General features: G+C 39.7%; 9 protein-coding genes. 3 read left to right on the top strand and 6 right to left on the bottom strand.

Annotated elements, in window-relative coordinates; genetic code table 11:
* Positions 1-98 precede the first annotated feature (98 nt).
* A complete protein-coding gene (locus PLH43_RS10990) occupies positions 99-944 on the top strand; it encodes a sulfide/dihydroorotate dehydrogenase-like FAD/NAD-binding protein (protein WP_324363037.1) in 846 nt (281 codons plus the stop codon).
* A complete protein-coding gene (gltA, locus tag PLH43_RS10985) occupies positions 937-2,331 on the top strand; it encodes an NADPH-dependent glutamate synthase (protein WP_324363035.1) in 1,395 nt (464 codons plus the stop codon). Before PLH43_RS10990 ends, gltA begins: the two co-directional genes overlap by 8 nt.
* Positions 2,332-2,422: 91 nt before the next feature.
* Here gltA and PLH43_RS10980 read toward each other — a convergent pair whose 3' ends face one another.
* Genes PLH43_RS10980 through PLH43_RS10965 form a run of 4 tightly spaced genes read right to left on the bottom strand, consistent with a single transcriptional unit; the run spans position 2,423 to position 6,240 of the window.
* Positions 2,423-3,373, bottom strand: a complete 951-nt coding sequence (locus PLH43_RS10980; protein WP_324363033.1) for a TIGR01212 family radical SAM protein — start codon at positions 3,371-3,373, stop codon at positions 2,423-2,425.
* Entirely contained in the window at positions 3,360-4,583 is a 1,224-nt protein-coding gene (gene larC, locus PLH43_RS10975) for a nickel pincer cofactor biosynthesis protein LarC (RefSeq protein ID WP_324363031.1), read from the bottom strand. The genes PLH43_RS10980 and larC overlap by 14 nt, the downstream gene beginning before the upstream one ends.
* Before the next feature lie 14 nt (positions 4,584-4,597).
* The gene (larB, locus tag PLH43_RS10970; RefSeq protein ID WP_324363029.1) at positions 4,598-5,344 is read right to left on the bottom strand and encodes a nickel pincer cofactor biosynthesis protein LarB; all 747 of its coding nucleotides are present in this window, start codon (positions 5,342-5,344) and stop codon (positions 4,598-4,600) included.
* Positions 5,345-5,376: 32 nt separating this feature from the next.
* Positions 5,377-6,240 carry a Rossmann-like and DUF2520 domain-containing protein gene (locus tag PLH43_RS10965; RefSeq protein WP_324363027.1) on the bottom strand — a complete coding sequence of 288 codons (864 nt, stop codon included), beginning with the start codon at positions 6,238-6,240 and terminating at the stop codon, positions 5,377-5,379.
* A 269-nt stretch (positions 6,241-6,509) separates the two neighbouring features.
* Here PLH43_RS10965 and PLH43_RS10960 point away from each other — a divergent pair, with 269 nt between their 5' ends.
* The gene (locus PLH43_RS10960; protein ID WP_324363025.1) at positions 6,510-9,314 is read left to right on the top strand and encodes a stalk domain-containing protein; all 2,805 of its coding nucleotides are present in this window, start codon (positions 6,510-6,512) and stop codon (positions 9,312-9,314) included.
* A 99-nt stretch (positions 9,315-9,413) separates the two neighbouring features.
* Here the strand turns inward: PLH43_RS10960 and prfB are convergent.
* A protein-coding gene (gene prfB, locus PLH43_RS10955; RefSeq protein WP_324363023.1) for a peptide chain release factor 2 occupies positions 9,414-10,527 on the bottom strand; the annotation gives its coding sequence in 2 pieces (ribosomal slippage) (positions 9,414-10,451 and positions 10,453-10,527; 1,113 coding nt in all).
* Positions 10,528-10,760: 233 nt separating this feature from the next.
* Positions 10,761-11,441: a helix-turn-helix transcriptional regulator gene (locus PLH43_RS10950; RefSeq protein ID WP_324363021.1), complete on the bottom strand. Its 681-nt coding sequence runs from the start codon at positions 11,439-11,441 to the stop codon at positions 10,761-10,763.
* Positions 11,442-11,608 lie beyond the last annotated feature (167 nt).

The following is an 11,608-nucleotide window of genomic DNA, read 5'->3' as shown; positions in this document are numbered from 1 at the left end:
ATATAATAAAAACACTACTTATATATTGTAATTGACTTAAAGAGCATCAAAAGTTAAAATGAAAATGACCTTACGATTGAGAAAGGAAGGCCCAAACCATGTTTAAAATAGTTAAAAAGAAGGTTCTTAACCCACAGGTTAAGTTAATGGAAATATCGGCTCCACATATAGCAAAAAAGGCAGAACCCGGACAGTTTATAATTCTGAGGGTTGATGAAAACGGTGAGAGAATTCCACTCACAATAGCTGACTTTGACCGCACAAAAGGTACGGTAACGATAATATTTCAGGAAGTTGGCAAGACCACCAAAGCATTAGGAGCTCTTGAAGAAGGAGACGAGCTGTTGGATTTTGCAGGCCCCCTGGGAAAAGCATCCCATTTTGAAAATGTAAAAAAAGCAGCTGTAATAGGCGGAGGCCTCGGAACAGCAATAGCATATCCCCAGGCCAAAAAACTTCACTTTATGGGAGTAGAGGTTCATTCGATAGCTGGCTTTAGAAACAAGGACCTGATAATTCTTGAGGATGAAATGAGAGCGGTAAGCGACAAGCTTTTTATAACTACCGACGACGGTTCGAACGGCAATAAAGGCTTTGTAAGCGATGTATTAAAGAACCTTATTGAAGAAGGAAATAACTACGATTTGGTTATTGCTATCGGCCCATTGATAATGATGAAGGTTATCAGCAACCTCACAAAACCCTACGGAATAAAAACTATTGTAAGCATGAATCCCGTTATGATTGACGGCACCGGTATGTGCGGAGGCTGCAGAGTAACCGTAGGCGGTGAAACCAAGTTTGCATGCGTGGACGGACCCGACTTTGACGGACATCTGGTGGATTTTGACGAAGCAATGAGAAGGCAGGCCATGTATAAAAAAGAAGAAACCCTGGCCATGGAAAAGCATATTTGCAGATTGGGGGGAGAGAAAAATGCCTAACATGTCACTTAAAAAAGTTCCCATGCCTGAGCAGGACCCTAATGTCAGAAGCAAAAACTTTTTGGAGGTTGCCTTGGGATACACCGAGCAAATGGCAATGGAAGAAGCCCAAAGGTGCCTTAACTGCAAGCACAAACCTTGTGTGGACGGCTGTCCTGTAAACGTAAAAATTCCGGAGTTTGTACAGCTGATTGCCGAAGGAAAATTTGAGGAAGCCTACAATAAAATTAAAGAAACCAACAACCTCCCAGCCATCTGCGGAAGAGTCTGTCCCCAGGAAAGTCAATGCGAAAAGTTTTGTGTCAGGGGTAAAAAAGGTGAGCCCGTTGCCATAGGAAGGCTTGAAAGGTTTGCGGCCGACTGGCATATGAAAAACGGTACCGCTTCTTACGAAAAGCCCGAAAAGAACGGCAAAAAAGTGGCCGTAATCGGTTCCGGTCCTGCAAGTCTTACCTGTGCAAGCGACCTGGCAAAACTGGGTTATGAGGTAACAATCTTCGAAGCTTTTCACGTACCGGGCGGAGTATTGATGTACGGTATTCCGGAATTCAGGCTTCCAAAAAAGCTGGTTCAGGATGAAATCGAAACCATAAAGCAGCTGGGTGTGGAAATCAAAACCAACATGGTCATAGGAAAGGTCTACTCCATTGACGAGCTTAAAGCGGAAGGATTTGATGCCGTATTTATCGGCTCCGGAGCAGGATTGCCGTCATTTATGAAAATCCCCGGCGAAAACCTCAACGGAGTTTATTCGGCAAACGAATTCCTCACCAGAATAAATCTTATGAAGGCTTATGAATTTCCCAATTGGGACACTCCGGTTAAAGTAGGAAAAAATGTTGCTGTTGTTGGCGGCGGAAATGTTGCAATGGATGCTGCAAGAAGCGCCAAGAGACTTGGTGCCGAAAACGTTTATATAGTTTACAGGCGTTCGGAAGCAGAAATGCCTGCAAGGCTTGAAGAGATTCATCATGCAAAGGAAGAGGGCATTTTGTTCAAGCTTCTTACAAACCCCACAAGAATTCTAGGTACGGACGACGGCTGGGTAAAGGGGATTGAATGCGTGGAAATGGAGCTGGGCGAACCAGATGCATCGGGTCGAAGAAAACCTGTGGTAAAGGAAGGCTCCGAACATATTATCGATGTAGAAACGGTTATTATCGCCATCGGTCAGACCCCAAACCCGTTGATTACCTCAACAACGCCGGGTCTGGACACTCAAAAATGGGGCGGAATCATTGCAGATGAAAACACCGGTGCCACCAATATCGAAGGTGTATACGCCGGCGGAGACGCAGTAACCGGTGCTGCAACCGTTATTCTGGCTATGGGAGCCGGCAAAAAGGCTGCAAAAGCTATCGATGAATACCTGAAAAATAAGAAATAATTTTACGGCTGTAATTATTTTATAACTGTCACTATATATAAACGGTCTCTTGTTTGCTGTTTTTGACGGAGGCCTTTTTTATTTCCCTTTGTTATGTTTTTTCGCTTATACCGCTTAAGGCCTTTCCGTTTAAATAATCAAACTTCTTTCCCTGATACCTGTTTTCCTCAATCATTTTCCGCTCAATAGCATCATGTATTTTCCACCAGCTCATACCCCAATTACAAAACAGGCTTCTTTCTTCCGGCGCACGTCCTATTAACCTTTGTACAACGATAGACGGGTCTAAGTACTCAAGAAACGATACCGCCCTCTCGATATATTCTTCCACTGTTACAGGCTGTATCTCTCCCCTTTCGTACATTTCGCCCAAAACCGTATCTTTTAAAATATAAAGGGAATGGCATTTTACCTGGCTTACACCTAAAGCTGACAATATCCTTGCCCCTTCGATTACATCATCCATTGAATCCATAGGTAGATCCAATATGTAATGGGCGCAAGACTCCAGCCCAAACGCCTTTATTCTGAGCACGGCGTCGATAAACTCCGCAAGCAGGTGTCCTCGGTTAAGAAACTTCAAAGTATGATAATTTACCGTCTGAAGCCCAAGCTCTATTACAATATCCACACCTTTTGACTGCTTTATCTCCTTTAAAAAAGAAAGGTACGAATCCTCGATACAATCAGGTCGGGTGGAAATATAGACAGCCACAATGTTCTCTGCCAAAGCTTCGTTAATGTACTTTTTAAAGTCCTCCAAAGGAAGATAAGTATTTGAGTAATTTTGAAAATACGCAATAAACTTCTCAGAGCTATAGTTCTTTCCAATATACTTGGAGTTTAGCTTAAGCTGCTCTTTTATTTCGAGAAAGCTCGGCAGATTTTCAAAGCCGGCTCCCTCTTCTCCGCAAAATATACATCCGCTGCCGCTTATCCTGCCGTCACGGTTCGGACATGTGACCGGCAGGTTCAAAGGGAGCTTGTAAACCTTTGAACCGTACTTTTCCTTCAAATAGGTTGAAAACTTATTGTAAAGCATTTGCATTCCTTTCTTCAACTGTCAAAATAGCTTTATTTACAGCTTCATATACCTTCATTAAAGGTATGTTCAATTCCTGCGCCACCTTTTTGCAGTCCTCGAATTCCGGAGAATACTTCCGGTAATCGCCAAGCGCCGATTCCTTTACTCTTATTTTCCCAAACTCGGTATCCAAATACTTTGATTCCCTCTCCAAAATATATCTTTGGGCTACGGTCTTTCTGACTCCCAAAGTGGTGGTTTCTGTGAGAATAATATTTACAAGCTTTTCTTCCTGCTCCCTGTCAGACAGCACTGTCAAAACGACTCCCGGCCTGTTCTTTTTCATGTATGCGGACGTATAAAACACATCCAATGCGCCGTTTTCAAAAAGTCTGTTCATAACATAGCCAAGAATCTCCGGATTCATATCATCTACATTGGTCTCAAGTACACAAACCTCGTCGTCAATTATTTTTTTGTCTTCTACATTTCCCAAGATGCATCTTAAAGCATTAAACCGTCCCGTCTGTCTCTTCCCTGCTCCATATCCAACACTCTCAATAGTCATTGGGGGCATGGGGCCAAACTTCTTTGCCACACACTTTATAATTCCGATACCCGTAGGAGTCACCAATTCTGTGTTTACGTCCTCGGTTATGTACGGTATATTGCTGTCCTTAAGCATTTCCAAAACCGCAGGAACGGGAACCGGCAACTTTCCGTGCCGGCATTCTATAAAGCCTGTGCCGTCATGCATTGGTGATGAGTATATTCTGTCAACATTTAAAAGATCCAGGCAAATTGCAGTACCTACAATGTCCACGATGGAATCGACGGCGCCAACTTCATGAAAGTGCACATCTTCAATGGATTTGTTGTGGACTTTGGCCTCTGCCCGGGCAATTTCCCCAAATATCTTCTTGCTAAGGCTTTTTACGCCTTCTTTTAAGCTGCTGTTGTCAATTATCTTTTCAATGTCGGCCAAATTTCGCTCACAATGGTGATGATGTCCTGTATGGTGATTGTGTTCCTCTTTTACAATAACATTCACATCGGTTACGGCTATTGAGTTTATTATCTTCTTTTCTATAGCAATATCAAAACCGTCCAAATTTAATCCCAAAAGCTCCCTTTTAAAAAGCTCAACATCAATCCCCAGGTCCAAAAGGGCTCCTAAAATCATATCTCCGCTGGCTCCGGAAAAACAGTCAAAATACAGTATTCTCATATCCTTTTCCTTTCTTAAAGCTTATTTATCATACTTGCCAAAAATCCCGCTCCAAAACCGTTATCGATGTTCACCACACCTATTCCGGCGGCACAGCTGTTCAGCATTGTCAAAAGAGCGGAAAGTCCTCCGAAATTCGCGCCATACCCGACACTGGTAGGAACGGCTATTACAGGCTTATCCACAAGTCCGCTCACCACGCTTGCCAAGGCTCCCTCCATTCCCGCTACCACTATGAGGACATTTGCTGTGCGAATCACATCCAACCGGGCAAAAAGCCTGTGAATTCCTGCAACGCCGACATCATAAACCCTCTCAACCCTGTTTCCCATTGTCTCACAGGTAACGGCGGCTTCTTCAGCCACAGGAATATCTGCCGTTCCTGCCGTTACAACCGCAATCACCTTATCTACCCTGGTTATGTCCCTTTTGTTTACAACCACAATTCGGGCTTCTTCATGGTATACGGCATCCCCGGTAATTTCCCTGATAGCTTCAAAGTACTTGATATCGGCCCTTGTAGCCATAATATTATTATTTTTCTCCATCAGTCTTTCAACTATCTTTTTAACCTGCTCAACAGTTTTTCCCTGACAATAAATCACCTCAGGGTATCCGTTGCGAATATTCCTGTGCTCATCAACTTTTGCAAAACCCAAATCTTCAAAGGGAAGGCTTTTTAGCTCCGCCAAAGCCTCATCAACTCCAATGTCTCCGTCTTTGACACCTTCCAATATTTTTCTAAGATATTCAATCTCCATAACTACATCTCCATACGTATAGGATTTCACAATTATAAAATTTTCATAAGCTCTTTTGCTGCCTCATTTGTAAGCGTGCCCTTTTCTCTTGCAATCTCAACAGTCTTTCTTCCCATTACTTTATACATGTTTTCAAGTTCTTTGTCCAGCTTGCCCAGTTCTTTTACATGCTCCCCAACAACACTGTAATCCCCTCGCGATATGGGTCCCGTAAGAGCATTCACGCTTCCAAGTCTCTCAATATTATCAACTGTGTTCTTAATCAACGGAAGAAACGCCTCATTGGCAGTTTCCCTGTCAAATCCGATACTCTCCAGTATTTCATGGGCGGCATAGGAAAGTGTCACCGTATAATTGGATATAATGCATGCCGCAGCATGATACAGAGTTTTGTACTGTTCTCTGATTTCTATTAATCTGCCTTCAAAGGATTTTACGATACTTAAGGCATAATCTAAAGCTTCTTTGCAGCCTTCGAATCCATAAAATATATTGTACAGCTTCTTCCATCCTTTTTCTTTGTCCGCTACGGACTGAATAGGATGAAGAGAGGCAGTATACGCTCCTAAGTTTTCAAGAGGTCTTAACGCTTTTGATGTAAGCGCACCACTCAAATGTATAAAAGTCTTGGCTCGAATAATATCGTTGTCGACTTTCCGGCCAATTTCCTCAGCAACCTTTATTATATTGTTATCAGATACCGAAATAAATATCAGCTCTGAGTTTTTGACTGTATCCGAAATACTATTTTCAAAGGTTTTTCCCACTTTTGCGCAAAGATATTGCTGTGAATCATCGCTTCGGCTGTATACTCCCGATATGTTAAAGCCGTTGTTTTCAAGTCCTTGGGCTAAAGCGCAGCCTACTTTCCCTGCTCCGACAATACCAATGTTCATATCCGTACCACCTTACGGCCAAATATTAGGTCTACGTTCCATATCATTTTTATTAGGGACCAATAGAATAATACCACAATTTCTAAAATTTATTAATAGCATTGAATATATTTTTTAAGTATTTGTTTCACTTATTTTACAAAGAGCCAACATTTATTGTATATGTCTTTTACTTTTGATATTATACATAATGTAGAGGATATGTATTTTGAGTATCTTTCGGTTGATATAATGAAAATAAATCTCAAAGGTAAGAGGTAGTGTTGTATATGAAAAAGGGTTTGATATTGCTTATAGTCCTGACAGCGATAATTATGTTGAGTTTCTCCGTTGCCAGGGCCGATACCGGCTTCAATTTATATTACAATGGAAAAATTCATACTTTAAAGAATGCTGTCGTAAATCAAAACGGCAAGTATTATCTTGAAGCTGATGAAATAACCCAAATACTTGGTTTGAAGCTTAAGACAGACTTTTTAAAACAAACTTTTTCCATTGATAACGGAAAAACGGTAAGTACATATTCGGCAAAGCCTTTGGATTATTCCATAGTTACACTGACAAATTCCAATCCCAACGTACCGCAAATAATAAACGATAAATTCTATTTTCCTTTTGAGTTTATAGAGGAAAAATTCAATTTGGTTGTAAAATATGATATAGAATCTGGTTCTATATATTTTTTAAAGGACCATGACCTTAAAACCTTCAAGAACATTACCCACGGATATCTACTAAAAATACCATCCCATAGCAGCATTGACCTTTCGGGACCTTCCGACAGTTTTAGCGATAATACCGTTGTGCTTGTCGACAAAAATGGAGAGTTTACCTATACAATAAGCTGCGATAAGCTCGACAGCACATCTATTGCCGGCATGCGGTTAATACTCAATGATTACGCCTCTTCCGACGAACAGATTTTTAATGCGATAAGCGATTACACAAAAAGCTATTTTAGAGCCATGCAGGCTCTATACAAAAATGATTTTCTGTTTGGAGGAAGCGACGCAGCATTAAGTGAATCCAATATGGAAGTTTTTGCGGACTATAGTGAATATATTTACGGTCAGCTTTCCAACATTGTGCTGTACAACATAATAAAAAGCGATAAATATTCTTCGTTCGAGGAAACCCATATTATGATAACAATCCCAATCTATTCCGATATGTCAATATATACAATTAACGTATCCGGAAAAAGAGGCTTCTTGACTTTAGAAAATATAAACAAAGTTAAAGAGCTTGTCAATGCTCTTAAAATTCAAAACTTACCGGACAATAAAAGCACCCTGAAAGTATTAAATGACAGCAAAGTCATAAAAGAAGCCAATTTGGGAATTTATCCGCCGCTCACAGCCAACAATATTGAATACATCGAATACCAGAACTTGCAACAAAACTACAAAGTTCAATATCCGTCAACATTTGTGCCCTACTTGCAAAACAGCATCACGGAAAGCTTCGACTTTACAAGTTTTAAAATTGATTACAACAACCAAATATCAATTTCGGTAGAATCGGTAAACAATCCCGATACATGTATAGAAGACAAAATAAAGCTCGTAAAGTCCTCTCCTTCAGTAAAAGCAGAAACTATTAAGACGGAAACCCGCTTGCTTTCCGGCAAGAATTTTCATTACATAAAATATGAAATGAAAAACGGTCCGGATTTATATTACATTCAGGGCTATTATACGATACACAACTCAAAACTTTATAAAATCGAGCTAAACAGCAGGTTAAGCAAACCTTCCGACGATATAGTCGGCGAGTTTTTGAAAATTGTTGAATCGATAGAGTTTACAAAATCTAAAGTAAATGATAAAGCAAATGATAAGGCAAATGTTTTTGCATTAGAAAGCAGCTTTAAAAAATATCTTAATGAACATGAAGGATATTCCTTCTCTTATCCGGATACTTGGGAGCTTAGGAACGAATCCTCAGACATTAATTTCGACAGATTTTCCATAGTATGCCCCGAATACTCCGGTCCTCTTGATATATGCATCAATGAGTCCGAATGTTTGATTGATGCCTCTACCGAAGAATTACTAAGACTTTTTAGCGGAAACAATTTAGATTATATATATTATTCTACAAACTATTATGCCCCTTTCGGGACTAAAAACACAAAAATATTAAGCGTAAGCTCAAAAGTTGAAAATGACATTATATATATTTACAGATTGATAAATTTTCTGGATGAAGGCCAAAGGCACAAACTTGGCTATTCCGTCGACATAATAAGAAACGGCAAAATTTACTCTTTGTTCTTATCGATAAGTGACTATTTATTCTCTGACGGAAGCCTTATAGACAAAGAACTTGGCCGGAATCTAAACGCCATTGTAGAATCCTTTACTCTAGAAGAGACAAAGGAATATTTGGAAAGAAAGTCTATGGGTGAGACCCGAAACCGTAAAGTAGTTTTTCTGGAGAACTGCTTTAAACTGATTCTCGGAAGGTCAACAACCATTACCCATGCAAGAACCTTGGATTCAAATGATGATATTCTTGTCCGGATAAGTAACTGCAAAGAAGCCGGAACATATAGATTAAAGTTTGACTATGAAAGCAAAAACTTCGAAATCATAAGTGCAGTACTTCAAAAGGATGCTGTAAAATCCTCAGAGGAAAAACTTAAGGAAATGTACGCAAATAAGTTGATTTACCGTATTACACCCGACTATAGCAATATGACAATAACAGTTCGGTACTCGGATGGTGTCGGTTTGCCCGTTGCCGAAAAAAGCTACTTTATTGACGTATTGCCGTCGGAAAACGGCTTTGATGTCCGCCTGGCAAGAAACTACACTTACTTGGAGCTTAAAGACAAGTGTACTTCTTACCTTAAAAACTATCTTCTGACCGACGTGGATATACAGTTTCCGAAAGAATACAACCATTCAAAAAAATATTTGAGCAAAAACAGATATGAAGCTTATTTCATCAATGTATTCGCAAAATACGAAAGCAAATCGGGATACTTTTTGCTAAAAATTGATCCCTACCTTGACAGCATAAACACCATAAGTTTCGTATCTTCTGCCGAAGCTAAAGAAGCATCTTAAATAAAATCCTCTTTTATTTAATTTCAAAAGGCCAAAACAAAAGTCTGCTCTTTTTTTAAAGCCGCAGACTTTTATATATAGGCCATTTTTTCTTTATCTTTATTGCTGTTTCTTTGATATACTTGCAAGGTAAGAATTTATAAATCCATCCAATTCTCCATCCATAACAGTATCCACATTTATTTCTTCATAATTGGTCCTGTGGTCTTTTACAAGGGTATACGGACAGAAGACATAGGATCTTATCTGGCTCCCCCATGCTATCTCCAACTGTATTCCCTTAAGGTCCTCTATCTTTTCCTTGTTCTCCCGTTCTTTAAGCTCCATAAGCTTTGATTTCAGCATTTTCATAGCAGTATCCTTGTTTTGGAACTGAGAACGTTCACTCTGACAGGAAACCACTATACCCGTAGGTATGTGGGTAATTCTTACGGCCGATTCGGTTTTGTTTATATGCTGACCTCCGGCACCGCTGGAACGGTAGGTATCAATACGAAGGTCATCGGGATTTATATTTACTTCAATATCATCACTCAATTCCGGCATAACATCCAAGGAAGCAAAAGATGTATGCCTCCTTCCCGAAGCATCAAAGGGAGAAATTCTAACAAGGCGGTGCACTCCCTTTTCCGACTTTAAAAAGCCGTAGGCGTTTTCTCCAATAACTTCGAAAGTAACGCTTTTAATGCCTGCTTCCTCTCCGTCAAGATAATCCAATATCTTTACTGTAAATCCTTTTTTCTCTGCCCAGCGGGTATACATTCTAAGAAGCATCTGCACCCAGTCTTGTGCTTCAGTACCTCCCGCACCGGCATGCAAGGTCAGAATTGCATTATTTTTATCATACTGCCCGGTAAGAAGTGTCTCAAGTTTTAAAGCCTCAAATTCCTTTTTAAAGACCTTAAAACCCTCCTCCGCCTCGGGTATCACACTTTCATCCTGCTCTTCAATTCCAAGCTCGCACAGGGTATTCAAATCTTCCCACTGCGCCACCAGCTTATTATATCTTTCCAGCTTGTCTTTTAGAGTCTTTATCTTTTGCAAAACTTTCTGAGAATTCTCGGTATCGTTCCAAAAATCAGGTTCTGACGCTTTCTGTTCAAGTTCCTCAATTTGGTTGCTCATACTGGCGATGTCAAAGAGATTTCCCCATTTCGTCCAAATTATCTTTAAAATCATCTACTTCAAGCTTAATTTGCTCAAGCTCCAGCACTTGCATCAACTCCTTAAACCATATTTAAATTTCATTACGGTTTATTTTACAACACATAAGAAATAATGTCCATAATAAAATTTAATTGGAATATGGCGAAAATAATTTCACATAATACTCTCCGCAACATGGTAGCAGCTTTCGAAATATCTCCAAAATTGGCGTAATGAGCCACAAACCATCAAATTAAAATTTTACACAGTGATACAAAATTTTACCGAAGTGCATTGTAATTACTCTTCATTTGACTTGCTATTATTTTTAATTGAATTTATGAGAGGTCTGAAAACTTCCACCGGAAGACCGGCATCCTGAATTTCTTTTGCCAGCTTTATGTAAGGCAGATTACTCTCCTTTAGAATCCATTTCTTGATTTCCACATCATCGGTAAAATCAAGAATGCCTCTGGTTTCTTCAAAATCCTCGGTCATTTTTTGCTGGTTCATCTCAAGCCTATATAACTCTTTTTCCCTTTCATAAGTTTCGGGCGTGTTATAGGTGTAAAAAAAAGAATCCCTTACCTGCGCATATTTTGCAAGAATTTTTATTGTTCCGACAAAGGGCATTCTTTCACCACGGGCATATAATTCAAGCATATCCGGAAAAATCAACGCTCCCAATTTAGCACTAATATCTTCTGATAGTTCCTTGTATGTAAGATTTCCCCTTATTAAATCGATATTTTTCCCTATAGTTATCGCATTGACATCCCTGCAATTGGACCTCCCCAGTAAATAATCGATTGACACATCAAAATAATCTGCAAGCTTTTTTAGAACTTCATAGTCCGGTTCCCTTTTAGCAAGCTCATACGACGCCACAGCCTGTCGAGTAATGCCTAAATAATCAGCGATATCTTTTTGCGAAAGCCGCTTTTCTTCCCTAAGTTGTTTAAGCATTGCTGCAAAAGCCATTCCCATATCACCTCGAGACTATTTGACACTATTTTCTCACAAATATAAAAATAAAGCAACAAAATGTTAACAAATTGTTGATTTTTTTATTGACAGCAACAAAATGTTGCTGTAAAATCCTGAATTTTGCAGTTAGAAGAGGGAAAAAGAGCCCATAACCACGCTAA

Origin of the sequence: Acetivibrio sp., assembly GCF_035371925.1 — a bacterium.
Lineage (GTDB): Bacteria > Bacillota > Clostridia > Acetivibrionales > Acetivibrionaceae > Hungateiclostridium.
Note: the sequence above shows the minus strand (reverse complement) of the source record. Positions and strands in the feature narration are given on the sequence as shown.

Excerpts from the sequence above, each read along its gene's own strand:
- gltA (WP_324363035.1), top strand. The coding sequence starts at position 937 with ATGCCTAACATGTCACTTAAAAAAGTTCCCATGCCTGAGCAGGACCCT.
- PLH43_RS10950 (WP_324363021.1), bottom strand. The coding sequence starts at position 11,441 with ATGGCTTTTGCAGCAATGCTTAAACAACTTAGGGAAGAAAAGCGGCTT.
- PLH43_RS10980 (WP_324363033.1), bottom strand. The coding sequence starts at position 3,373 with ATGCTTTACAATAAGTTTTCAACCTATTTGAAGGAAAAGTACGGTTCA.
- larB (WP_324363029.1), bottom strand. The coding sequence starts at position 5,344 with ATGGAGATTGAATATCTTAGAAAAATATTGGAAGGTGTCAAAGACGGA.
- PLH43_RS10960 (WP_324363025.1), top strand. The coding sequence starts at position 6,510 with ATGAAAAAGGGTTTGATATTGCTTATAGTCCTGACAGCGATAATTATG.
- larC (WP_324363031.1), bottom strand. The coding sequence starts at position 4,583 with ATGAGAATACTGTATTTTGACTGTTTTTCCGGAGCCAGCGGAGATATG.
- PLH43_RS10990 (WP_324363037.1), top strand. The coding sequence starts at position 99 with ATGTTTAAAATAGTTAAAAAGAAGGTTCTTAACCCACAGGTTAAGTTA.
- PLH43_RS10965 (WP_324363027.1), bottom strand. The coding sequence starts at position 6,240 with ATGAACATTGGTATTGTCGGAGCAGGGAAAGTAGGCTGCGCTTTAGCC.